Here is a 23,979-nt window from a genome sequence, read left to right on the forward strand (position 1 = left end):
TTCTACTCTTCCGCATACGCGACCTGTCGCGCCATCACTTCTCCGCTCGATTCGAGCGTTGCTTCTGCGAAGGCTTCATCGGTTTCCCAGATGACCACTTTGCTCGCCTTCACGCCGAGTTCTCCCAGAACTTGCGGGCAGACGACTTCGAGCAGGTAGCGGGCCATGTTCTCAGCCGTCGGGTTATACGGCATGATGTAATACTTGCAGGGGACGACCTGTTTGATGGCGTTGATGCCGTTGTCATCGCCTTCGTACAGCAGGAAGCCGTGGTCCCAGTGCTCATCGAGCCAGCCTTTGAAGAGGATCTTCAGCTGAGAGAAATCGATGATGCGGCCGACCGAGTCCATCTCTTCACCCGAGACATAAAAATCAGCGGTGTAGTTGTGGCCGTGGAAGAAGGCGCACTTGCTCTCATGCTTGTAAAGCCGGTGACCAGCACAGAATTTGATACGACGCATGATGGTCATGCACATGGGGAGAGGTCCTTCGGACAGGCGCTAGGCGTTGGGCTCTAGGCGCTAGGAAAAACAGAAGATGAAATGAATTGAGACGAGGATTCGGCGAAGCGGCTGCAACTAACGCCTAGCGCCTAGTGACCAGCGCCTAAGCTTTCGTTCGCTCGATCTGGGCGTAGGCTTCGTGGTTGTGGATCGATTCGAAGTTTTCAGCGGAAATCTGATACCAGGTGACCCGGTCATCGCTGTCGAGCCCTAACGCCAGGTCACGGACCATGTCTTCAACGAACTTGGGATTTTCGTAGGCCGCCTGAGTGACGTATTTCTCGTCGGGACGCTTGAGGAGCGAATACAGCGGGCTCGATGCGGAGTTTTCCATGACCTCGATCAGGTCTTCGATGAAGAGAGCCCCTTCGTACTTGACCTCTGCGGTGATGATCGAGCGTTGATTGTGGGCCCCGTAGTCGGAGATCTCTTTCGAGCAGGGGCACAGGCTCTTGGCGGGGACTTTGACGCCGAGGATCGAAACCGATTCACCCGACTCATTCAGGTCGACGCGATAGTTCGCTTTATAATCGAGGTAGCCCTTGGTTCCGGTGACGGGTGCTGATTTCTCCAGGAAGAACGGACAATCGAGCTGAATGCGGGCGGACGGGGCGTGCAGGCGAGACCGGACCGATTCACACAGTTCGAGAATCCCAGCATGATCGAGAGGTTTTTGAAACGCCTGCAGTGCTTCGACAAATCGGCTCATGTGCGTGCCGCGTTGATCAGCGGGGAGGCTGACATAGAGATTGAACTTCCCGACGGTATGTTGGACCGATCCATCCCGCATTTTCAGACGAACCGGAAAAGTCACATTCTTGACGCCGACATAATCAATCGCGATCCCACGTTTCTCGGGAGCAGCTTGCGTATCGTGCAGTTTGACACCCGTCATTTTTGAAGCAGCGTTGTTTTCAATCCCATCAGCCGTCATCGTCGTGGAAGACATCGCGAACCTTTCTGGCGCAACTGCGCCAAAGACCATCAATTACGCTTGTGAGCCTCGGGAAAAACGTGCCTTGATTTGCACATCCGGCGGAACACAATCGACAGGCGAGGTGGATCTGCTCAAGATCGGTGACAACCCTCGGCCCAAGCTTCAGTTCAAGTCGCTTCCTATTGTAGACCGACCCGCCAACTGGAACACGGCTGACAACCGTTTTTTCCCCCGAATGAGCATTTTTCTCAAGCACCGTTGGCAAAATCCCACAGTTGCTTTGAACAAACGAACCTGTCCGGCCGTATTTGTGTCCAAATGGGTTACCGAAAGAGAATTTCACCACCAAAAACACGAAGAAGACCAAGATTCGCAAAGTTAGCGACAGACAGTGTTGAGAGTTGGTAACAAGGGGAGAAACAGATCATGACCACTGGCAAGCCGGACTTTTTCTACATTTTCGACATGCCCACTCTCGACGAACGAATTGAAGCAGTGAAGTACCTTCTCATCGATTTTCCTAAGAAACATCCGCGAAGGCCGTGGCTTCAGGAATTGGTTTACAACACGATTCACTTTAGAGACGCCGGTCTACTGGCATTTCTTCTGAGAAACGGAGCAACGGCTAACGATCCAGTTCGCAATTACATTTCACCACTCGGCGAAGCCATCGAGTATTTTGATCGATGTCCTGCGTGCTTCTATCTAATAATTGGTGGTGGTGCAGACCTTGAGGCACAGGTGATGGAAGGTAGTCCGCTGCACATCGCGGCTCGCTATATGCAGTTGGAGCCATTGAGACTTCTGCTGGCGTTAGGAGCAAATCCCAATTCAAGAATGGATGACGGTGGCGAAACACCTCTTTATTATGCCGAGATTCGAAACTGGCATCCAGGAATTTCGATCCTCGAAGCCGCAGGTGGTATCTCCAAATCTCCCCAAATTGTTTGGAACGATAACGACCTACATGATGGGCGACCTTGATCCACGTCTACCTTCCTCGGTGCCCTCTGTGTCAAAAACTCTTCTTCCCCTTTGCGTCATCGCGCCTTTGCGTTGAAATAAACACTATGAACCGTCGACAACTCGAAAAACTGGGCGTCCCCGAATACGTCATCCGCGAAGCCATTATCGGCGTTGGAACTGCTGCCGCATCTGGTGACCTGCGTGGAGCGGCGTTGAAGGCTCATGTTCAGAATATTCTGAACGATCCAGCTGCTCATCTTGGTGACCCGCACTTTGCAGCCATGGCTCAAGTTCTCGCAGAAGGTGTCGACTTGCCGGATGCGCCGCCCGAACCGATTCGTTATCGGACCTGGGGTGACCAGATTGATGACGGTGCTCATGCCCAAATGCGTGAGTCGTGTACCCTTCCGTCGGCGCGCATGGCTGCCCTCATGCCTGATGCACACGTTGGCTACGGCCTGCCGATCGGCGGGGTCCTGGGATTGGAGAATGCCGTTGTTCCGTATGCGGTCGGCGTTGATATTGCCTGTCGCATGAAGATCTCGATTCTCGACATGCCGGTCGAATCGATGGAGACGAAGTTCGATCAGTACAAGACTGCTCTCGAAAACGGCACCCGCTTCGGAGTCGGTAAGAATTATGAACGTCCAATGACGCATGACGTCATGGACCAGGACTGGACCATCACGCGCATCACCCGCGAGAACAAAGACAAAGCCCACAAACAACTCGGCACCTCCGGCTCGGGAAATCACTTCGTCGAGTTCGGGCTCTTCACGTTGACCGAGCCGGCTGCAGACCTCGACCTTCCCGTCGGGCAGTATGTCGCGTTGCTCAGTCACTCCGGTTCACGCGGCACGGGGGCGTCAGTCTGTAGTACCTACTCGTCGATCGCGCAGTCGCGCCTGCCTCAAAAGTACAAGCACTTCGGACGCCTCGCGTGGCTCGACATGGACTCGGAAGCCGGTCAGGAATACTTCGCCGCGATGAACCTCATGGGGGACTACGCAGCCGCCAATCATGACATCATTCACAAGAACGTCACCAAACTCCTCGGTGCGAAGATCCTCACCGGCGTCGAGAATCACCACAACTTCGCCTGGAAGGAAATGCACGACGGCAAGGAATTGATCGTCCATCGCAAAGGAGCGACTCCCGCAGGCCCAGGCGTCCTCGGCGTCATTCCTGGCTCGATGGCCGATCCTGCGTTTGTCGTCCGTGGAAAGGGAAAAGCTGAAAGCTTGAACTCCGCCTCTCACGGAGCCGGACGAAAGATGTCCCGCACCAAGGCCCTCGAACAGTTCAACTTCAAATCGATCGCCAAAGACCTGAAAGCCAAAGGAATTACCATCCTCTCGGCCGGTGCTGACGAAGTTCCTTATGTCTACAAAGACATCCACTCCGTCATGAGCCAGCAGCAGGATCTGGTTGATATCGTGGCGCGGTTTGATCCCAAGATCGTGAAGATGTGCGGCGATGGGAGTAAGGCGGAGGATTGAGGGGAGGGCTTAGGGATTGGGGCTTAGGGCTTAGCCTGAAGGGAAGAGGATCATGACGGAGACCGTTTTCGTTGCGACGGAATCATTTGGTCCACAAAACGACCAGAGGTGGTTGTCGTACTTCGAATGGGCAAAAATTCCTCAGCTTAAGGAAGTAGTCTCGCTCGATGGGCTTCTGAATCCTCATCTCGTCGTGGATCTAATCGACGACGATTGGGATCACATCGTCAACGCCGATTTTAGACTGAGTTACTTCAAGGATCTTCCCTATCTGCTCAGTCGAATCCCGAAAGGAATCTTATGCAATGTTCTAGGCCTGTACCGCAATCCTGAATACCACATTTTGAAACCACCAGCGGCAGGTTCGTTTGTTTTTCTGGGGTATGATTTGATCGATGACCAGTGTCAGATCAGTGCCCTGACAAATTGCGGAGGTTTCCCGGAATCATTCTCAAACGATCAACTGAACCAGTTTGGACTGATTACAGATTTTCAACTTGCTACATCGATCCGTCGCAAGCTGAGGGAGAACAACCCTCATGAGCCACATGCAAAGTGTGAGCTTTACGCGATTTGGCGACTGAATGAGCAAGTCACTTGAAGTCTATTCTATTCGCGCAATACAGGCTCTTTCTTTCGCACGAGGCAAAGATCCCGCACATTCTCCACATACAATTCGTATCTTCCCTGCGGAGACTCTTTCGATGCCGGGTAGACCGTCAGCTTCCCTGTCAAACGGACGTCTCGTCCGTTGGGTTGGACATCCAGGCGGTCCATGGCGATGGCTGCTTCGTTAATGATGACCGCGGAGAACTCGGGAGCTTTCCCCTTCGCCTCAGCCATCAACAGACGAGGAAATGCTTCGCAGTCACGACACCCGCCGCTTTCAATCACTTCAAACTTCGAGACCCGAAACTGAACGTGAACGCTCTCCGCGATCATCACCGGCTCTTGAAACCCGGCGGGGAGTTTGGGCTGGAGACTCTCGGTTAATTCGGAAATCGAGTTGTAGGTGATGGAAACTGGTTTAGGGGACGCGCAGCTAATGACATGTTTGATGTTGGCGGTGAATCCCCAAATGACCAGTAGAATCGTGATCCAGTTTCGCATGTCTTCGCTTTCGTATTGATCAATCTGCTAGCGACTCACCCCGCCATCTTCGCAATCTCCAAGTACGCCCGCAGACACTGATCCGTTGCCATCGCGGCCAGCAGGATGCCGAGGAGTTTTGTGACGACCGTTGCTCCGGTGTCGCCGATGACGTGGTGGATGGGGCGGGCCAGGAGTAGCAGGACGTAGGTGATCAGCAGAACCACCAGCAGCACGGCCGCCGTGATGATCTGCTCGTGCAGCGGGTGGATATTGCGATCGGTCAGAATGATGACGGCGAGGATCGATCCCGGCCCGGCGATCGTCGGAATCGCCAGCGGAAAGACGGCGATGTCGTGCCCTCGTTCGCGCGGCGGCGGTGTCAACATATCTCCGGTCCCGAAGACCATTTTGATTCCCACCAGGAACAAAATGATTCCACCCGCCAGTCGAAACGACACCAGCTGGATATCGAGGTAGGTCAACAACAGCTGGCCGACCAGCAACGCGGAAAAGAGAATCCCCGCGCCGATCAGGACCGCTTTCAAGGCGATCGCGGGTTTCTTCTCCGCGGGGACGGATGTCGTCAGCGCGACGAAAAAACACAACGATCCGATCGGGTCAATCGTCGTTGCGAGAATCAGGAAATGAGTGACAATCTGATCGAGCATGGGGCTCCTAATGAGTAGAGGACAAAATCTAACCACGGATGAACACAGATCGACACGGATAAGAACAAAGCAGACCTTTGTCGCTGGGCACTCGTCATTTTTGTTCTAAGTAATTCGTCTCGCCAGAAAGTGACTTCTGGCTCCTGCCAATGACGAATGCCCAATGAGGTTTCTTGCCACGACTTTTCTCATCTGTGTCAATCTGTGTTCATCCGTGGCTCAAATCTTCTCGGAGCCGACCGGGAACTGCTGATACCACTGGTAATTGTCTGGTAAGACCGGCGAGCTGGCAAACTCCAGATGAAGGATCCGGCGGTGTCGTGTTGTTCCGGGTTCACTGCGGCCACTGGCATGGGCCAGCAATCGGTGCATGACGAGGACTCCACCCTGCGGAGTCGTGATGAGTTCGCTTGGGCGGCCGTCCAGTTGTAGCAGTTTACCGCTGTGATGTGACCCGGCTGCGACCTCCAGCGGTCCATTTTCGTGGGTCACCTCGTCGAGATGGATCCGCAGCGTCAACATTCTCTCCAGAACCTCCAGCGGCGGTTCCGTGTGCAAAACTCCCAGACGATCCCTCGGCGGCGAGTATGACGATGAGAGCACTGGCGGGGGTTGGATCGCAATCAACAGGTCTTTGTGCCAAGGGAGTCCCCAGGAACTTGTTGGCGGTTTATCGAAGAACAGCCCTCGAACCAGGCAGGCATCCGGCCCCAAAAGATCAAGCACGACCGACGTCAACGGAGGCGTTTTCCAAAGGTCAGCGACGTCTGGACACAGATCGAGGACATTGCGAGCTGCGTAAACATCGCCGTCACGCTGTCGGATCGAGGTCGTCGCCTGTGCGGTCATCCACGTCATACGCTCGCTGAGTCGAGACAACTGCTCGCTGGAGTAAATGTCCTCAAGCAGACAGAAGCCATCGTTCTCATAGCGGTGTTGAATCTTTGTAAAATCTGAAGCCTGGAGCAGCATAAAACGGTCATCCACGTGCATGTCATGCGAGTTTGGAACGGAAATTGTTGAGACTTGTTCTCACTTTCGCAAGAAGAGTTGAATCCCCTGAAAATCGGCTGGCAGAATTTCTGCCTCCAGACGTAATTACTGTAAGATGACGCCACTGTGAATTCCGCATCCGGAGCAACGCGATGTCAACAGGCGAACCGGCAACAATCGTGAAACGAGAAAAACGCAAATCGTTTCTGACCAAGCATCTTCCGCTCGAACACGAGACAGCGCTCTTCATTCTCGTCTCCGCTCTTGATCTCATGATGACCTGGGTGCTGCTTTATCGCACAGCGGGTGGGCCGGTCGGGGAAATCGTCGAGTCGAATCCCCTCGCCAATTTTTTCCTCATGCGATGGGGACTGAAGGGTCTGGTTGGCTTCAAATTCGGGGTCGTTTTGTTCGTCTGCCTGATTGCCCAGTACATTGCGCTGCATGACATGCGCAAGGGGAGCTTTGTCCTACGAGCCGGCACGCTGGTCGTCAGTGGGGTCGTCGTTTATAGTCTGAGTTTGTACTTACGACACCAGCATCTGCTGGGCAGCGTGTGGTAACAGACCGGAAAGACGACCGTGAACTTCGGCTCTCCAGAAGCGGCCATGAGCCGCGCGATTGAACTGGCATTTCGCGGACAAGGTCTCGTCGAACCCAATCCCATGGTTGGGGCCGTCATCGTCGATGACGATGGCGAACTTCTCGGCGAAGGTTATCACCAGAACTACGGCGGACCTCATGCTGAGGTTTTCGCTCTCGAGCAGGCTGGCGAAAAAGCCTGCGGCGGCACGCTTTACGTCACCCTAGAACCCTGCAGCCATCACGGCAAGACGCCACCCTGCGCCGATGCTGTCATTAGAGCGGGTGTGAAAAAAGTCTACGTCGGGATGGTTGATCCCAACCCGGAAGTGTCTGGACGCGGGATCGAACTGCTGAGACGGGCGGGGATCGACGTGGAAGTCGGCCTGCTCGAAGAAGAATGTCGACGTCTCACTGAGCCGTTCGTCAAGCTGATGACGCATCATCGACCGTATGTCATCGTCAAATGGGCGATGACGATGGATGGCAAAATCGCCCGCTGGAACGGCGACTCGAAATGGATTTCCAACGATCAGTCACGTGCCAGAGTGCATCAGCTTCGTAGTCGAGTCGATGCCGTGATGACCGGTGTGGGGACCGTCAAAAGCGACGATCCCCTGCTGAATGCCCGTCTGGAAAATAACGAACAGCCACTTCGCGTCGCCACTCGTATCGTTGTCGACTCTCGTAGTGACATCGAGCTCACGTCAAAACTTGTCCAGACCGCCAGAGAGATTCCCCTGCTCGTCGCGACCACTCATGCGATGGACCCTCCCAAAGTCACCGCCTTAAAAGCGGCAGGGGTTGAAGTGCTGATCCTTCCCGCCAATGAGTACCGCCGGGTTGACCTGCATGCGCTGCTGGATGAACTGGGCCGTCGTCGCATGACCAACATTCTCGTCGAGGCCGGTCCGGGCCTTGTAGGCGGCCTGTGGGATGCCCGCGAGATCGACGAGGTCCAGATCTTTCTTGCCCCCAAGATCATCGCTGACGACCAGGGCTACGGCCCGGTGGGTGGTCCTGGCGAAACCCCCATGAGCGAGGCCGGCGTGATGGACCTGGCAGCGGTCGAACGGATTGGCAACGACGTCTGGATGCGTTATGTTCGCGTGCATCATGAACCTGAGTCATGAGTTCTGAGTCGTGAGTCATGAGGCCCTGAAATCGCGGTCTCACTCTTCCCCCTCCGACCCATCCTTCATCCTTCCGAATTCATCCTTCTCCCTTTAGTAGATCCCCCATGAGCTCTGGACGCGTCTCCACCGGTCTTGCCAAACTCGATGAAGCCCTCGGCGGCGGTTTGCTCCCGGGCAAACTAACCGTCCTTCTTGGTGCCACCGGTATTGGCAAAACGCAGCTTGGCGTCACGATTCTAAACGCTGGTCTCCAGCAGGAAGGCCAGCGCGGCATTCTTTTCGACATGACCTCCCGCGGCGATTCTCAGAACCAGGCAGAATACGCCAAGCGGATGTTCGGCTGGGAGATGACTCAAGCCAACGCAGAGACCAACCCGACCATCGAAGAAGTCTGGGAAGTCGGCCAAGCCCGTCGGGATGCTTTACACCTCTTCCAGCGGTCCGGCAAACGGGTCACGATCCAGGACCTCGAAACCGAGCAGTGGAAAGAGTGGAAGGCGGAACTCAACAGGAAGATCACCCGCGCCATCGGCTTCTTTTACGCCAACTTCGTTCACGGGGTCCGTCGCGTCATGATCGATGGAATCGAGCCAACCGACCGGGCCAGTGACTCCTTCCAGATGCACGTCTTTGAATACCTGTATCACCAGATTTTCCAGAAGGATCACGACTGGGTCGCCCGCGATCTGTTCCGTGCCCAGTTCCGCGAGCAGCAGGACAAGGTGATGTCACATGGGTATGACCACAAAGAGATCGCCTCCTTCATCGCCTGTACCTCGAAGGAAGTCATGCTCGAAGAACTGATGCAACGCCCCATCGAAGCCGGGGACATTCTTTCCAACGCCAACACGATCATCGTCATGGGCAAAATCCGCGACGGCCTCTCCATGAAGCGAGGCCTCTTCGTCGCCAAACACCGCGGCAGCGCCTGCTCGGAAGATGTGTTGCTGTACCGGATTACCGAGCAGGGGATTGAGTTCAAAGCGTGAGAATAGTTTCAACACCAAGACAGGCAGGCCCCTCAAAGGCCCGCGGCTCGTTGAGAAGAACGAATCTCATCTGATGAATACACGGCGGTATTCCGTGGCATCGAATTGATAGCGATATTCAAAGTTCAGTTGCTTTATCTCAATCGAAGATTCCCAGGCAAAGTCTGACCACACAGCGATGTTTTCTTCGTAAGAAATTCGACATGCGATTGTTCCACATCCGTAATCCGCACATTCGGGACAGACGAACAGTGGCACACGTGAAGATGGCAAGTCACCCCCTGTTTTTCCCAGAAGCATATCAACAAAATGTTGTTCATTTTTCTGATTTAACCAACCCAACGGTGTGATCAGATCACCTGCATCCAATATTGACGCTAGTCGTTTTTCGTTTACATAGAGATCGAGATACGACATACACGATCGTTCTCGAATAGCCGGTTTCAGGGTTAGAGTTGACATCTTTATCATACGGTAAATATTACCAGATTACGCCTTATAAACCTCTGGTAAACTGAGTTACCTCACCCTTCCAGTCTTTTCTCGGGCGCGCAAGAAAACGCCCAGCGAAGGGCATCGTCTTTTCACGACACCCTCCGGCTGGGCATGCTTCGTTCGACAAACGCGAACTACCTCGTCATGCTTTCGCGGCGACATTGACCTTCTTGCTGAGTTGCGACAGCTTCTTGTCGGTTTTCTCTTCTTCGTCGAGCGTTTCGCCCAGGATCTTTTTGATGTTGGTATAGCCGAGAAGATTCGCCCAAGTACAGAGCGTGCCGTAGGTGGCGATTTCGTAGTGTTCGACCTTTTGTGAGCAGGCGATGATCATCGCGTCGCAGAGGTCTGGATCTTCACAATCGCCGATGTGTTCTTCTGCCTCGGTGATGAGCCCCTTCATCGCTTCGCAGGTCTTGGCGCGGGCAGTCATGCCGAGTTCTTCAAAGCATTGCTCGATCCGCTCGATCTGATGTTTGGTTTCTTCCAGATGGGCTTCGATGCCAGCTTTGAGCTCCGGGCTACTGGCTTTCTTAGCCATCTTGGGAAGAGCTTTCGTCAGTTGCTTTTCAGCACTGAGAATATCTTTCAGTTCGTCAACAAATCCTTCTTCGAGCGTTTTCACGGCGTGTCTCCATTGGTGAGGGGGGAATGCAATGACGACGAGCAAGGCTCATCGAATGTTTCATCACGATGGAAACACCCCAGAGGCAATCGCTATGCCAAATGGAAATTGAACCAAACAATGACCATCATTGATCCCACCTGACACAGAATTCGCGTCAGCAATGACAGCTCGCGCGACACGATGCGAGCTTGGAAATCAACTGGTCATGAGTCGTGAGGCTTTCTGCGTGATGTCGTTCCTCATGAGGAACAACTCATGCCTCATAGCCCAAGTCTGCTGAGCGACATTGGCTTTCGTCGCCTGTCTACTCCGCTGGCACGAACAATTCCTCTGCCGTGATCACCACCTTTTCTCCTTCCACCAGCCGTTCAAAGCGATCTTTCTCGCCATAAACATCTTGCCGCTGGTAGCGTGCTGGCTGATGATCGCCGGCAATCGGCTCCGTGTAGACCTCGATCCTCCGACCAGGCAGGTTGACGATCCAATACTCTCCAATCCCAGCCTCCGCATACAACGACAGCTTTTCGCCTCGATCAAATGCCAGGGTCGTATCCGAAACTTCGATGATCAGGCAGATGGATTCTCCAGTCGCTAAACGCCTCATAAAATTCCGACGTGGACCGATCGTCACGAACACATCCGGCTCGGGTGAACTTCCTCCAAGACGAATCGTCGACTGCGAAAATACGCCTAAACGGTCGCGGGGGAGCTGATGGTCCAACAGAGAATCCAGTTCAGCCACAGCAAAATTGTGAGCCGGGCCCTGTGCCTGCATCGCGCGAATCTCCCCGTTGATCAGTTCCGTACGTTCGCCTCGAAAATATCCCTGCTCATGCAGTCGCATGTATTCCTCATGCGAAAACTTCCGCACCGGCGAACACGCCACTTCACGACCGCTTGATATTCGAATCTCAGTTACGGAACTCATCGAGAGATCTCCTGCGACAAATTCTACCCTGACTGCGTATCAGACTCAATTGGCGTGATGGCATGCTCGCGATCAATTTTTGCATGCTCTCCGCTTTGGGCTCGAAGCTGGAGCATGCAACCATTCAAAAACAAACCACGGATAAACACCGATGGACACAGATAAAAGAAGAAAAGGAGAACTCTGATTTCTCCTCAATTCATCTCCCATTTGATCTGCGTCCATCTGTGTTCATCTGCGGTTCAAATCCGCCTCGTTCTTATCCGTGGAAATCCGTGTCCATCCGTGGCGAATGGTTCCTTACCGATACCAGTCCGGAATCGCAAACAGCCCTGCCAGCGAAAAACTCAACGATGGCAGTTCCGGGATCGACTCGACGGTCTCCGTCTTCTCGTAAAACCGCTGCGGGTAAATGCCCGAGACCACCGTCATCATTTCTTTCTGAGTATCGATCTGCCAGACTCCCGAGATTCCCCAGTCGAGGTACTGCTCGACGCGACTGGCCATGTATTGCCTGCGATCAGACGTCGACGCCATCTCAACAACAAGACTCGGCACCGTTGTCGACACCGCGAGATCCGCTTCTGCGAACCGCTGTCCTTCCATGTAGATCGCAATTGCAGGAAACAAAATGGTGTCGGGCGACTCCTTGACCAGAAGTCCCAGGTCAAAGCAGGCATATCCCTGTGGCTGCGACTGGAAGTAACCAGCGAGGTGTTTGGAAAGATTGAGAATCGCGTTCCCATGATCCACATCCGGCGGCTGGAAGTGAAACGGACGGCCGTGGTGCAGTTCCGACCATTGCCCGCACTCGGGCATGTCGTTGCGTTGCTCCAGAAACTGGGACGCGGTCAGTATCGTCGGATCAGGGCCTGCGATCATGGGAAAACTCTTACTGCGAATGACCTTCGGACGATTAACGAAGTTTCAATTCTAACTGGTGAACTCCGCTCGATCTATCCGCAAGAGATGATTTGACGTAACCTCCTGCTCCCTCCTTATCTCTTCACCTCATCACGTCTTATGGTTTTCCCCCGACGATTTACCGGTCATCGTCCGGGCCAGCGATGGATCGCCTCGCTGCTGCTCGCGGGTAGCTGCGCGGGTTGCGGAACGCTGGACAGCTTGGCGATTCCGTTTGCGTCCAAACCTGTTCCCCCTTCCGTGACGCCAGTCATTAACCCGCTCGATGCCAACTGGGATCGTCAACTCAGTGATCGCCTGCAGCACCCGCTCTGGAAGAAACGCCCCGACTGGACCCCCGAAGCTGCGGCTCGCGATGGCCAGACCTATTGGATCCTCGGCCTCCCCAAGGTTCTGCCAAAATCACTCGATGATCCGAAAGTCCGAGGCCAGTCCCCTGATGCTCCAGCAGCACCAGCGACGGAGCCAGCTCAGGACGTCCCTGTAGAGCTGGTCGACCTCGAAGACCCGCTCACTCTCCTCTCGACCGATCGCGCTGATCGGGTGATCGCTTCACTCAAACGCATCGCCAACGAGGACGACCTCGTTGCCTTGCAGGCGATTGTCACTCTTGCGTCCGAAAATGTTCTTCTCACCCAGCGACAGAAAGAACGCCTCCTGAACGCCATGCTCACTGGCGAGTGGCAGCCACATCGCGTTGGCATTGATTTCGACTTCAACACAGGGACATCTGCTCCTTCGACGGCTCCGGTCACGAACAAAGGCAAGATCGTTCTCAATGAGGCTTCTCGCGCCGCCGCGACAGAAGCCTGGTGCCGCAGCCTGCTCACTACCGGCCAGGGAACAGCCGCCGATCGGCTTTCCGAAGCCGGGCTGATGTTGCGAGACAGCATGCTCACGACAACCGTCCAGGCTCAATTGATCCGCTCGCTGAGTTCCGAACTGACACCATCGCGCATTCCGATGGTCCAGTCCATGTTTGTCCCGGACAAGAAAGTGGCCGCCGCCAAGGAGTTGAAGATCGCAGCGATCGAAGGCTGCCTGGTTCATGCGTACCAGCAACCGATAGCCATCGCTTACCAGCCAAGTATGTGGCCTGAAAAGATCGAAGACCTCGAAAACGATCGCTCGACCGAACTGCGAAAATACTTCGCATTATTCGTCGCGAGAACCGGCCACCCACGCGCGATCGAGATTCTCAAACACCAGCTTCACGATTCTGACTACAGCGTCAAAATCTCTGCCATCCATGCTTCTGTCGAGCTGTTGAATCACCCTGTGCAGCGGGAAGCTGCCATTGAGATTTTGCGTAGCTCTTCGCATCAGACAGCCGAGCAACTCCGCGTTGCTTCTTTGGACGGTCTGGCAAAACTTTCGCTCGACGAGCTTCGCCCTTTCATCAAGGACCCGTCTGAAAAAGTTCGCGAAGCCCTCGCAACAACTCTCTCTGCCTACCCCAACGCTATCGCGGGGACGTTCCTGATCGCCCTGGCCAGCGATGCCAGCTTGCAGGTTCAACTTGCCGCCGTGTCAGCGACTCGCGATTGGCCTGTTGAAATGGCACAACCCGTGTGGATGGAAGCCTACCGCGCCGGCAGTGTGAAGACACGCCAGGAAGCTGCCGAGTTGTCTTACACCCGTGCTCACATCACGCTGGAAAAATGGCGTGACTCGATCGACGTGCGACAGCAGGAGATCCAGCAGGTCGCCGTCAACCATGCCGTGAAGACGCATTATGATCGCGTGACTCAGCCCATCTTGACCGCCGAACGCAGCACTAACGAAGCCCTGCGTCGCGACGAACTCCTCGAAGCCATCGCACGCCTCGAAGACGACGTCCCGACCAACGACGACGAAGCCATCACTCTCCTGAAGTCCCTCAAGCCTTACGAACTCGGCTCCCTCGAATCGCGTATCCGCTCACTCCCGATCCCTGTGCGCGAACGCTTTGAAACCGACATCCTCGTCCATGCACTTCCCGAGTTCGCTGCTCTGGCAGACCTGAAGTCCTCGGACGTCATGGCCCGTCGCTCCGCTGCCACCGACCTCAAGCGCGTCGGCGACGAGCGTACCATCTCCGAACTCGTGACGTCTCAGCTCCCGGCGCGTCTCAAGCAGGAATACGATGTCCTCGTCTGGCGTTACATCATGCAGTCGATTGAACGGGATGCCCGACCCTCGTGTCAGGAAATCGCCAGAGAAGCACTTCGCTCTCCCTGGGCCGACATCCAGATCCTCGGCTGCGATTACGTCACGCGTCACCGCGCAACGGCTCTCACCAGCGAGATTGCTCACCTTCTCAACTCCAGTGAGACGGCCGTTCTGCTGTCTGCCATTAACGCCGCTGCCTCCACGGGTCACCCCTGGCTGATCGACGGCATGTCCAGTCAAAACACCGGCGACATCGCCAGCAGCGCGACTCTGCGATCCCTCCTGACCTATCCTGATCGACGCGTTCGTCAGGCATCGGTCGTCGCGCTGGCGAAGCTCGGCGATCCTCAAGGCAAAGCAGAACTGACCAAACTCAGTTATGATCTCGAACCCAGGGTCCGTATCGACGCCGTCCGTGCGCTACGGCAGATGGCGTCTCCTGACTCGGCTCGCTCGCTCGTCAAAATGCTCTGGACCGAACGAAACGATCAGGTCCGACAGGAAATCCTCAACGGCCTCGACGAACTCGTCCCAGCCAATCAACGCCCCGCTTCGCTGGCAACTGCTCGCACGCTCCACGAAAAGGTCGAATCCTGGATAACCTGGCTCGACCGGCCTGATGGCATGGTCTATGATCGGATGAAAATGGCCACAGAGTACACAGAGATCCCAGAGAGGAAGAAGAACACGGATTCGTACAGATAGACCCAAACAATTAAAGTCAAAAAGGCATTCGCCATTTGTACTTCTCATGACTCAGACCTCACGACTCATGACCTGTTCGCATCTGTGTGAATCCGTGTTTATCTGTGGTTCTCTTCTTCAAGGACGTTTTATCTCATGAAGCAGACGCACGATGATTTCCAACTGATCTGGCACGGCGATGTCATTATCATCGTCCCCGCCAGCAATGTCGAACAGATGAGCTGGGAGCTGATTGAACAAGCGGCCGGGATTGTCATGTCGCCTCTCAAAGAGGCCGAGGTGCCGATGGTCATTTTCGATTTGAGCGAAGTGAAATACTTCGGCTCGGTCTTCCTGGCCCTCATTCTTCGCTGTCACAAATTCGTTAAAAGCAGAAACGGCGAACTGGTCATCTGCGGCGCCAGCAAAATGGCGCGTGAACTCCTCCACATCACCGCCCTCGACACCCTCTGGGCCATCTACGAATCCCGCGAAGAAGCCCTCGAAGCGATCTCGTGAACGGAAATTGGGAATTAGAAATTGGAAATTAGCCGGAACCAGAAAAGGCCAATTTTGATTTCCACATCAGACACGACAGCATGCAACAAATAACGTTCTGATCCTGCGAAGCGGATCGGCCAATTTCTAATTACCAATTCCTAATTACTATCCCCCATGTCCAAACCACACGTCCCCGTCCGTCCGAATGTCTCTGAGCAGGAAGTCATTCCAGGCGACCTTGGCTTACCTCTGGAGCCTCTCGAGAAACTGGTCAATGAGATCAAAGAGACAGCCGATAAGCTTCAACGGGATGAAGCTACCATCGGCGATATGAAACTCCTCTCACGCACGCTGCGTGAACTTCGGTATGCGTTCAAGATCTTCAAAAAGTATCGCAGGAATCGAAAAGTCACCGTCTTCGGCTCCGCTCGACTCCGCGCGGGTGATCCGGCGTACGACGCGGCTGTCCACTTTGGTCGCATCATGGCGAAGAACGACTGGTACGTCCTGACCGGCGCAGGCCCGGGGATTATGCAGGCCGCTCACGAAGGCTCGGGACGCGAGAAAGCGATGGGAGTCAACATCATGCTCCCTTTCGAACAGGGCAGCAACCCGATCATTGATGGCGACGAGAAGAACGTCCACATGAAGTACTTCTTCACTCGCAAACTCCTGTTCGTCAAAGAAGTCCACGCAATCGCCCTCTTCGCAGGAGGCTTTGGAACGCTCGATGAATGCCTGGAAACCTTCACCCTCGTCCAGACTGGGAAGCGCGACTTGATGCCGATCGTCTGCGTCGATGCCCCCGGCGATACCTTCTGGAAAGACTTCCAGGAGTACATCAACAATCAACTTCTCAAACGAGGCTTGATCTCCCCCGAAGACACATCGCTTTACAAAATTACCGACGACGTCGGCGAAGCAGTCCGCGAGATCTTCACGTTTTACTGCGTCTACAACTCGATGCGCTACGTCAACGGCAAGCTCGTCCTGCGTCTTCACAAGGACCCGCCCGATGACTTCGTCGCCCGCCTCAACGATGAATTCAGCTCGATCCTGGAATCCGGTAAGATCGAGAAAACAGGCCCTCACCCCCACGAAGCCGACGACGCCCACCTGGCCCACCTGCCTAGACTCATCCTCGACTTCAACCGGCGAGATCTTGGCCGACTGCGACAGATGATTGATCTGATCAACACGAGCCTGGATGACTGCCCGGAGGTTTGAGTCAGATCTCAGAATCGGTTCCCACCTGCCGTGTCATCTCTCTTGCCAGCGGACGACCAAATGCTTTCGTCAGATCTTGCCTCAATCGGCTCCGACGCTCTTCCGGGATTGCATCAATATTGATCCTCACAAATCCATTCCAATCAGATGATATTCCGATATCAGTCCGCAGCCCGTTGTGTTTCAAACACTGTCTGATCAATTCTTCCTGGGCAATGCGCCTCTGAGAAATTTGCCCTCTCCATGCAACGATGTATCCGATCTGAAATCCAGCCATACAGACAATTGAGAGAATACCCAGGGTGAGCAAACTCCAATGCACTCGCGGGATGATGGATGAGAGACTCCTCATTCAGCCTCCCCATCGAAATTGATCTCGGTGTGATACACGCCTGTTGTATCGATGACTCGTTGCGAAGAATTCTCCCCAAGAACTAACGACGCAAGCGGTTGTCCAAACTCTATTTCGAGTTTCTGCCTGAGTTGATTCATTTCCTGCCTAGAGAGCGTCCCGATAATCTCCGGAAACCCTGTTGAGGTCCGCCCAATCCTGGTGTTCTCTTCGATGCCGAGTTCTTTGACGGCTTGGACAACGATCGCATTCTGATCTTTGAATCGCTGTGCATAAAATCGCGAGTCACCAATGAGCGCACCAATCAGGAGGCTCCACAGAAAAATAAAGCAACAAACGGTCCCCAAGACAAACCGCCCCAAAATTGACCATGGCTTGTGAGACGGATGGTTTTCGCTGCTGGCATTCATAAGAGGTCCACAAAGCGGTTACTGAACAACAACAGTAACAACCTCTCCATCCTGCTCATTGAAATCGAAATCGATTCCTAGTCTTGGTCCGCTCCACCACGCCCGACCTGATGTTACCTGCATCATATCTTCAAAGTGAAAGGTGAGATCGCCTGGAAGAATCTCAATGCTCGTGCTCGCTGGACGAAGGTAGTCACCGATAACTTGCAGCGTCCAGTAATCGCTTTCAAAACTATTGGAAGCAAACCTCTCAACACCCACGAAGGTCAACGACTCACTATCTTTTTCCCAAAGAACGCCATGATATCGAACAACTGACGAAATGTGATAAAGACTGAATGGCCCTGACTCCGATCGAATCGTCGATGCAAACGTGTAGGTCTCACCCGGGATCATCTCGGCGACAGAAGACACATCTACCCGCTCCAAAATCTCTTCTGAAGGATTTACAGAGGGCAGCATCATGAGCAATAACAGTGAAACAACCTGCATATTCTCTCCTCCGTGAAAAGCAATTCGGAGGCGAACCATACCCCATAGTGGCAAATGAACAAAGACCAACTTCAATGATCAGATTTAGGCAGTTGTAAGCAGTACTCATTCGCACTACTCCGAAATTGAAACTACCAATGTTGAAACATCCTTGCGACGACTTTTCTTCTCGACTGGTGCTCTCTCGCTCTTCCACTCCAGTTTCATCATCCCGCCAACCGCATGAAAGGCGCGAACGAGTTGATCCAGCGAAACGTCTGCGGACGCCCGCTCGATTTTTGCGACTCTCGGCTGGCTTGTATTGAGCTTCTCCCCAAGCGTCTTCTGGGTCCAGTTCTTTGCAATACGCAATTGACGGACTGCCATCGCCAGCTTCACTCTGGCATCAAGCAACTGCCGTTCTTCTTCTGACATCTGGAGAAAGTCCGCAGCATCGCCAATTTTCCAGCCAGCTTTCTCAAGTGCCTTCTTCTTTGAACTATCCATTCCCTTTTCCCTTCGACTTTGATCTGCGAGAGGTCTCAACGATCCAGTCATAATGCTCAAGTCGCTTCTGACAATTCTTAATGACCTGTTCGGGAATCTGACGTGTTTTCTTGTCGTAGACTTCGACCACGATTACGGCGTCGCTATCGATTCGATACATGATCCGCCAGTTGTGGCTTTCATCACGTATTCGAAGAGCACCGCAGCGTTGTCCGATCCTGGGAACTGGTTCTGCTTGTGGCATCGACAACGATTCACCTTCCTGAAGCAGCCGAAGAAGCATTCCAGCTTCATATCGCGCCTTCGCTGAGAACGGCGGAGTTTTGACTTCCCCTTCTAACCAGACTAATGGCTTTCGCGAAGATGTCTCGTCCATGACAAGTCCATTATATACCATATCCAATATAAATCAAAGACCATTCCGCGCAGCAAAAAAGCCCCGTCAAAACGGAGGCTTCTTGTGTTCAAATGAGCTGAACTTAACCCTTCCGGCTAAGACCTAAGCCCCTTCGTTGCGATAACCGCAACGGAATGCAAAAGTGTCTAAGCCCTGCCGAACTACCAGCTGGCTTTCTTCAGACCTGGGATCAAACCATCCAAAGCCATGTCCCGCAGCATGTTACGGCACATTTGGAACTTGCGGTAGTTGCCACGTGGACGGCCAGTGATCTGGCAGATGCGTCGCAGGCGAGAAGGAGCAGAAGCCCGTGGCAGCTTACGCAGACCGACATAGTCCCCAGCAGCGACCAGCTCTTTTCGCTTGGCGGCGTACTTGTGGACCAGCTTTTCAAACTTCTTCATCTTCGCGATTTTAGATTTTGAGGCCATGTGCTTACAACTTCAGCTCTACGGTATCTACGGAATGTGTCGTCAAAACAATGAATCGGGGATTATGCCGCCCAGGCGGCAAGTTGTCAACCGAGTTGAAAGCTCTCCGTGTTCCGCATTTTCTTATCGCAGTCGGATGAAAAGTCGGATCAGCATGCCTGCTCGTAGTTCGTCCTGAACGCTCACCGCACAATAAGGCTTCAACAGGCCACCGAGGTAACCCGACACTAAAAATAAAGTCAACACGTTTTTTCGTTTGCTTTCAACAGATTCCGCCAATTACTCAGACTTTGACTTATTCCCCTTGCCTGACTGGCACAACCGTTGCAACAGCTTAGATGCCAGTTCGTCAGTCAGTCTCTGACACATCCATAACACCGCGTTCGGGAACATCCATCACCCCGGGCGCCTCACCAGGAGCCTCCTATGAGACCCTTGATGCACACCTGCGGAATCGCACTGATCACGGCCGCCTTCGCTGCCACTGCTTCTGCTCAAAACGCCCCCACTGGTGGCGTCAGCACGGAAGCACAATCTGAAGTGAACTTCGGAGCAACCCGTGCCGAGCAAAACAGCAACCCAGACGCACAGGTCAAAGCACCTCTGCAAGACAACGCCTCAGTGGACGTGAACGCCAACGTTCCTGCTGATGCACGCATCAATGCCGAAACACCAGCTGTTCGCCAGAACCAACCTGTTGATCGCGAAATGCGACAGGAACAACGCGAAGAAAACCGTGAAGTCCGTCAGGAAGCACGCGAAGACAACCAACTCGGCCTGACCATCGATCAGAACACCGACAACATTGTTGTCCAGGATGTCACCCGTGATAGTGCAGCTGCCCGTATGGGACTGCGTCGCGGCGATCGCATTGTCCGCTACAACAACCGCGATTTCAACGATCAACAAGCCTTTAACGAAGCACTGATGAACACGCCACGTGATTCTCAAGCCACGATCGTCTACGAACGGGGCGGTCAGCAATACACCCGCACCATGTGGCTCGGCGAACAACCACAACAACAAACGTACGCCGAAAATGGTCGCGTCGTCACCAGCGATCCTTACATGCAAGACAGCTATCAGAATCAAAACCGTACAACCATGAAGCCAGTCGGCGATAACCTCGTCCCGATGGCTGCTGGGACCACTGGCTACGTCATGCAATCAGGCTGTGGCTGCTCTGCTGCACCAGCACCAGTTGTTTACCCACAACCAATCTACCCACAAGCCGACTGCGGCTGTGGCCAACCAGTCTACAATGACTGTGGCTGCGATGGCCGACGTCATCGCCGTGTCCGCCGCGCTCACCGTGGTGGTGGATGCTGCTGGTAATCAGCAATATTGACACGATGAACGGAGTCTTGTGAGGGAAGGTTGTCTTTAGACAGCCTTCCCTTTTTTCATTGGTGATCCTTAAATCCTTATTGCGCCTCATCTCGTCACCTTTTCGACTAGCAACATCGCCCCCTCGTTTGAGATAATGGCAGCCAACTAACTTTTTCGACACGCAGCCTACGTGAAGCACCATGAATACACACAACCCCCTCAATGACGAGGTGACTCCTTACGACGCCTACGTCAACCGTCGTCGCTTTCTCAAAGCCGCGATCACTGCCGGGACTGTGATCACCACCGGCGCGCTGTACCACTTCTCGACCGAACCCGAAGGCGAAGGGGCGAAAACGGCTCCCCTCGAGCCCAGCCCGCCCACGACCGTGCAAACAACGGCCGAATCAACGGCGACGCCCTCTGCTTCCTCAATTGAGCTCACCAAAGAAGACAGAATCAAAAAAGGCTTTCTCGTCGACGAGACGCTGACGCCCGAATATGACATCACTCATTACAACAACTTCTACGAATTCACGACAAGTAAAGAAGGGGTCGCCCCCGCTGCGAAGAACTTCTCCACCGCAGGCTGGAAGCTCGAAGTTGGTGGGCTTGTCGACAAACCTCAAACCTTCGATATCGCTGGACTGAGGGCTTTGGCCCCACTCGAAGAACGCATCTATCGAATGCGCTGTGTCGAAGCCTGGTCGATGGTCATCCCGTGGAACGGCTTCCAACTTTCCGCTCTCCTCGATGCCGTCCAGCCGAAAGCGGAAGCCAAGTACGTTGCCTTCGAAACCCTCTTTGACCCGACCCGCATGCCCGGCCAGAAACGTGCGGTTCTCCCCTGGCCTTACGTCGAAGGCCTCCGCCTCGATGAAGCCATGCACCCGCTGACTCTGCTCGCGATGGGACTCTATGGCAAAGAAATGCCGCCGCAGGATGGGGCACCGATCCGTCTGGTCGTCCCCTGGAAATATGGTTTCAAAGGGATCAAGTCGATCGTGAAAATTACTCTCACGGACAAAGAACCTCCCTCCACCTGGAACCTGCTCGCTCCACAGGAGTACGGATTCTATGCTAACGTCAATCCTGGCGTCCCGCACCCGCGCTGGTCCCAGGCAACGGAAGAACGCATCGGCGAAGGTGGACGTCGCCCGACCCTGATGTTCAATGGCTACGGCGAACACGTCGCCCACCTGTATAACGGGTTGGACCTGAAGAAGAATTTCTGATTCTTCACCCGGGAGGGCGAGGCTCCGTCCGAGCCGCTGACGCTCCTTGCAACCAGGCATCGGAGCATTGGACGATAGGAATCGGGATTGATGCCATCGACTTCACTGTTCAAGTTTCGCAACGCATAGCAGCGGCTCGGACGGAGCCTCGCCCTCCCGAAAAGCCACTTAACAACCTCAGATAGACAACCATGTCAACCACCACTGCTCCTACGCCAAAACCTGCTCGCATGACGCCCGTCATGTCCGATGCGAAGTTCCTCAAGTCACTCGCTTACATCAACGGCATCATCCCTCTGCTGCTCTTACTGCTGCAGTCTTACACCAACAACCTCGGGCCTAACCCCGTCAATCACGCGATCCATATCACCGGAGCCGCGTCGATGATGTTCCTGATGCTGACGGTCGCGGTGACGCCCATCCGCGCCCTGTTCGGCTGGAACGCCCTTGTCAGCATCCGGCGAGTTCTCGGGCTGTATGCATTCTTCTATGGTCTCGTCCACTTCGGCATCTATGTCGTCTACGACCGTCAAATGTCGCTGACGAGTACATTCGAAGAAGTCAGCCTTAGACCCTACCTGCAACCCGGACTCCTTGCTCTCCTTCTCATGATCCCGCTGGCAGTCACATCCGCGTCCCGCATGATTGACCTGCTCGGCCCGAAGATGTGGAAGCTGCTGCACCGCCTGACTTACTTCATCGCGGCGTTCGGCGTCATTCATTACATCTGGCTCGTCAAAGCCGACAAGGCAAAGCCAATCGCCTACGCCGTCGTCCTTGGTGTTCTGCTCGTTTCTCGCTTCTTCCTGTTCCCGTTTACGAAGTCGAAGAAAGTCGTCGCTGCCAAAGCCAAAGCGAAAAAATTCTGGACCGGCGAGCTGAAGATCGCTTCCATCAAGCAGGAAACTCACAACGTCAAGACATTCAGGCTAGTCCACCCAACCGGGGAAATTCCCTTCGAACATTACCCCGGCCAGTACGTCACGCTGCAACTCATCATTGAGGGCAAGAAGATCTCCCGCAGCTACACGATTGCATCTGCTCCCTCGCAACGCGAGTTCATTGAGCTGACGATCAAGCGTGAAACAGAGGGACTCGTCTCGCGATTCCTTCACGATACTCTCAAGACCGGTGACCTCCTGCGTCTGGCTGCTCCCGCAGGGAACTTCTGGTTCAATGGGACTACGTCAACTGGCAAGACACACGACTCCGTCCTCCTTATCGCTGGCGGCGTCGGGATCACGCCCTTGATGTCGATGACTCGCTACCTGACCGACGAAGGCTGGGAGGGAACGGTCCACTTCCTCTACGTCGCCAAGTCCGAAGCAGATCTCATCTTCAAACATGAATTTGAAGAACTGACCGCTCGCCTGCCCCGTCTCAATCTCTGCCTGACCCTGACACGCGCTCCTCTGGAAACAATGTGGCAGGGAGCACGCGGACGTGTCAGCCTGGAGATGCTCGAAGAGTATGTTCCTGACTTCCGACAGCTGCCGATCTACCTTTGCGGCCCCGAGCCCATGATGGACGCCACCATCGACCTGCTGACCAACAACGGCGTTAAACGCGAACAGATCGAGCTGGAAGCCTTCGTCTCCCCACCGTCCGCGCCGGAAGTCGCTGACGATATGGACGCCACGCATGCCACCGATCCCTCTCAGCCAGCCGAAGTCGACGTCACCATCACGCTCGCGAAGTCCGGCCAGTCCATCATCTGCAAACCAGGCGATACCATTCTCGACGCCGCCCAGGACTCCGGCTTGGACCTCCCCTTCGAATGCCGCTCAGGCGTCTGCGGCACCTGCAAACAAAAACTCCTCTCCGGCCAGGTCCACATGGAATTCCACGACGCCCTGACCGCGAAAGACCAGTCCGCCGGCTTCATCCTCACCTGCCAGGCACACCCGACAGGCGATGTCACGCTGGATGCGTAGCATTCATTCT

Annotated in this window: 26 protein-coding genes; 12 read left to right on the top strand and 14 right to left on the bottom strand. The window is 54.4% G+C overall.

Features of this window, described 5'->3' with window-relative positions:
- Positions 1 to 2: 2 nt before the first annotated feature.
- A complete protein-coding gene (locus SH248x_RS13940; RefSeq protein ID WP_459554890.1) occupies positions 3 to 476 on the bottom strand; it encodes a 6-pyruvoyl trahydropterin synthase family protein in 474 nt (157 codons plus the stop codon).
- Positions 477 to 606: 130 nt separating this feature from the next.
- Positions 607 to 1,452: a GTP cyclohydrolase I FolE2 gene (gene folE2, locus SH248x_RS13945; RefSeq protein WP_459554891.1), complete on the bottom strand. Its 846-nt coding sequence runs from the start codon at positions 1,450 to 1,452 to the stop codon at positions 607 to 609.
- Between the two features lie 414 nt (positions 1,453 to 1,866).
- On the opposite strand from folE2, the gene SH248x_RS13950 reads away from it, so the two are divergent.
- The 3 genes from SH248x_RS13950 to SH248x_RS13960 all read left to right on the top strand — a co-directional run bounded on the left by SH248x_RS13950 (position 1,867) and on the right by SH248x_RS13960 (position 4,506).
- Entirely contained in the window at positions 1,867 to 2,424 is a 558-nt protein-coding gene (locus tag SH248x_RS13950; protein WP_459554892.1) for an ankyrin repeat domain-containing protein, read from the top strand.
- 86 nt (positions 2,425 to 2,510) lie between these two features.
- On the top strand, positions 2,511 to 3,905 hold the full coding sequence (locus SH248x_RS13955; RefSeq protein ID WP_459554893.1) for an RtcB family protein: 1,395 nt from the start codon (positions 2,511 to 2,513) through the stop codon (positions 3,903 to 3,905).
- Between the two features lie 52 nt (positions 3,906 to 3,957).
- Positions 3,958 to 4,506, top strand: coding sequence for a hypothetical protein (locus tag SH248x_RS13960; protein WP_459554894.1), 549 nt, complete (start codon positions 3,958 to 3,960; stop codon positions 4,504 to 4,506).
- 8 nt (positions 4,507 to 4,514) lie between these two features.
- Here SH248x_RS13960 and SH248x_RS13965 read toward each other — a convergent pair whose 3' ends face one another.
- From SH248x_RS13965 to SH248x_RS13975, 3 genes are all read right to left on the bottom strand, one after another.
- Positions 4,515 to 5,015: a single stranded DNA-binding domain-containing protein gene (locus tag SH248x_RS13965; RefSeq protein ID WP_459554895.1), complete on the bottom strand. Its 501-nt coding sequence runs from the start codon at positions 5,013 to 5,015 to the stop codon at positions 4,515 to 4,517.
- 35 nt (positions 5,016 to 5,050) lie between these two features.
- Positions 5,051 to 5,665, bottom strand: coding sequence for a MarC family protein (locus SH248x_RS13970; RefSeq protein ID WP_459554896.1), 615 nt, complete (start codon positions 5,663 to 5,665; stop codon positions 5,051 to 5,053).
- A gap of 219 nt (positions 5,666 to 5,884) precedes the next feature.
- Positions 5,885 to 6,652, bottom strand: a complete 768-nt coding sequence (locus SH248x_RS13975) for a phytanoyl-CoA dioxygenase family protein (RefSeq protein WP_459554897.1) — start codon at positions 6,650 to 6,652, stop codon at positions 5,885 to 5,887.
- A 158-nt stretch (positions 6,653 to 6,810) separates the two neighbouring features.
- Here SH248x_RS13975 and SH248x_RS13980 point away from each other — a divergent pair, with 158 nt between their 5' ends.
- From SH248x_RS13980 to SH248x_RS13990, 3 genes are all read left to right on the top strand, one after another.
- Complete coding sequence (locus SH248x_RS13980; protein ID WP_459554898.1) at positions 6,811 to 7,221, top strand: DUF5658 family protein; 411 nt, start codon at positions 6,811 to 6,813, stop codon at positions 7,219 to 7,221.
- Positions 7,222 to 7,266: 45 nt separating this feature from the next.
- The gene (gene ribD, locus SH248x_RS13985) at positions 7,267 to 8,373 is read left to right on the top strand and encodes a bifunctional diaminohydroxyphosphoribosylaminopyrimidine deaminase/5-amino-6-(5-phosphoribosylamino)uracil reductase RibD (RefSeq protein ID WP_459554899.1); all 1,107 of its coding nucleotides are present in this window, start codon (positions 7,267 to 7,269) and stop codon (positions 8,371 to 8,373) included.
- Positions 8,374 to 8,480: 107 nt separating this feature from the next.
- Positions 8,481 to 9,365 (top strand): RAD55 family ATPase, encoded by an 885-nt coding sequence (locus SH248x_RS13990; protein ID WP_459554900.1) that lies wholly within the window; start codon positions 8,481 to 8,483, stop codon positions 9,363 to 9,365.
- Between the two features lie 66 nt (positions 9,366 to 9,431).
- On the opposite strand, the gene SH248x_RS13995 is transcribed toward SH248x_RS13990, so the two are convergent.
- The 4 genes from SH248x_RS13995 to SH248x_RS14010 form a co-directional block, all read right to left on the bottom strand.
- Complete coding sequence (locus tag SH248x_RS13995) at positions 9,432 to 9,782, bottom strand: hypothetical protein (RefSeq protein ID WP_459554901.1); 351 nt, start codon at positions 9,780 to 9,782, stop codon at positions 9,432 to 9,434.
- A gap of 220 nt (positions 9,783 to 10,002) precedes the next feature.
- Complete coding sequence (locus SH248x_RS14000; RefSeq protein ID WP_459554902.1) at positions 10,003 to 10,485, bottom strand: YciE/YciF ferroxidase family protein; 483 nt, start codon at positions 10,483 to 10,485, stop codon at positions 10,003 to 10,005.
- A gap of 307 nt (positions 10,486 to 10,792) precedes the next feature.
- Complete coding sequence (locus SH248x_RS14005; protein ID WP_459554903.1) at positions 10,793 to 11,416, bottom strand: Uma2 family endonuclease; 624 nt, start codon at positions 11,414 to 11,416, stop codon at positions 10,793 to 10,795.
- A gap of 300 nt (positions 11,417 to 11,716) precedes the next feature.
- Positions 11,717 to 12,298, bottom strand: coding sequence for a Uma2 family endonuclease (locus SH248x_RS14010; RefSeq protein ID WP_459554904.1), 582 nt, complete (start codon positions 12,296 to 12,298; stop codon positions 11,717 to 11,719).
- Between the two features lie 141 nt (positions 12,299 to 12,439).
- Here SH248x_RS14010 and SH248x_RS14015 point away from each other — a divergent pair, with 141 nt between their 5' ends.
- The 3 genes from SH248x_RS14015 to SH248x_RS14025 all read left to right on the top strand — a co-directional run bounded on the left by SH248x_RS14015 (position 12,440) and on the right by SH248x_RS14025 (position 16,903).
- Positions 12,440 to 15,196 (top strand): HEAT repeat domain-containing protein, encoded by a 2,757-nt coding sequence (locus SH248x_RS14015; protein WP_459554905.1) that lies wholly within the window; start codon positions 12,440 to 12,442, stop codon positions 15,194 to 15,196.
- 135 nt (positions 15,197 to 15,331) lie between these two features.
- Entirely contained in the window at positions 15,332 to 15,694 is a 363-nt protein-coding gene (locus SH248x_RS14020) for an STAS domain-containing protein (protein WP_459554906.1), read from the top strand.
- A 156-nt stretch (positions 15,695 to 15,850) separates the two neighbouring features.
- On the top strand, positions 15,851 to 16,903 hold the full coding sequence (locus SH248x_RS14025) for an LOG family protein (protein ID WP_459554907.1): 1,053 nt from the start codon (positions 15,851 to 15,853) through the stop codon (positions 16,901 to 16,903).
- A gap of 348 nt (positions 16,904 to 17,251) precedes the next feature.
- Here the strand turns inward: SH248x_RS14025 and SH248x_RS14030 are convergent, their stop codons facing one another.
- The 5 genes from SH248x_RS14030 to rpsN all read right to left on the bottom strand — a co-directional run bounded on the left by SH248x_RS14030 (position 17,252) and on the right by rpsN (position 19,471).
- Positions 17,252 to 17,665 carry a hypothetical protein gene (locus SH248x_RS14030; RefSeq protein ID WP_459554908.1) on the bottom strand — a complete coding sequence of 138 codons (414 nt, stop codon included), beginning with the start codon at positions 17,663 to 17,665 and terminating at the stop codon, positions 17,252 to 17,254.
- A gap of 18 nt (positions 17,666 to 17,683) precedes the next feature.
- Complete coding sequence (locus SH248x_RS14035; protein WP_459554909.1) at positions 17,684 to 18,157, bottom strand: hypothetical protein; 474 nt, start codon at positions 18,155 to 18,157, stop codon at positions 17,684 to 17,686.
- A gap of 114 nt (positions 18,158 to 18,271) precedes the next feature.
- Positions 18,272 to 18,643, bottom strand: a complete 372-nt coding sequence (locus tag SH248x_RS14040; RefSeq protein WP_459554910.1) for a helix-turn-helix domain-containing protein — start codon at positions 18,641 to 18,643, stop codon at positions 18,272 to 18,274.
- Positions 18,636 to 19,019 (bottom strand): type II toxin-antitoxin system RelE/ParE family toxin, encoded by a 384-nt coding sequence (locus tag SH248x_RS14045; RefSeq protein WP_459554911.1) that lies wholly within the window; start codon positions 19,017 to 19,019, stop codon positions 18,636 to 18,638. The genes SH248x_RS14040 and SH248x_RS14045 overlap by 8 nt, the downstream gene beginning before the upstream one ends.
- 182 nt (positions 19,020 to 19,201) lie before the next feature.
- Positions 19,202 to 19,471, bottom strand: a complete 270-nt coding sequence (gene rpsN, locus SH248x_RS14050; protein WP_459554912.1) for an uS14 family ribosomal protein — start codon at positions 19,469 to 19,471, stop codon at positions 19,202 to 19,204.
- Between the two features lie 426 nt (positions 19,472 to 19,897).
- On the opposite strand from rpsN, the gene SH248x_RS14055 reads away from it, so the two are divergent.
- From SH248x_RS14055 to SH248x_RS14065, 3 genes are all read left to right on the top strand, one after another.
- Positions 19,898 to 20,806 carry a PDZ domain-containing protein gene (locus SH248x_RS14055; RefSeq protein ID WP_459554913.1) on the top strand — a complete coding sequence of 303 codons (909 nt, stop codon included), beginning with the start codon at positions 19,898 to 19,900 and terminating at the stop codon, positions 20,804 to 20,806.
- Between the two features lie 194 nt (positions 20,807 to 21,000).
- A complete protein-coding gene (gene msrP, locus SH248x_RS14060; RefSeq protein ID WP_459554914.1) occupies positions 21,001 to 22,035 on the top strand; it encodes a protein-methionine-sulfoxide reductase catalytic subunit MsrP in 1,035 nt (344 codons plus the stop codon).
- Positions 22,036 to 22,226: 191 nt separating this feature from the next.
- The gene (locus tag SH248x_RS14065; protein ID WP_459554915.1) at positions 22,227 to 23,969 is read left to right on the top strand and encodes a 2Fe-2S iron-sulfur cluster-binding protein; all 1,743 of its coding nucleotides are present in this window, start codon (positions 22,227 to 22,229) and stop codon (positions 23,967 to 23,969) included.
- The last annotated feature ends 10 nt before the right edge of the window (positions 23,970 to 23,979 follow it).

The sequence above is a fragment of the Lacunimicrobium album genome (assembly GCF_052161635.1).
GTDB lineage: Bacteria > Planctomycetota > Planctomycetia > Planctomycetales > Planctomycetaceae > SXPC01.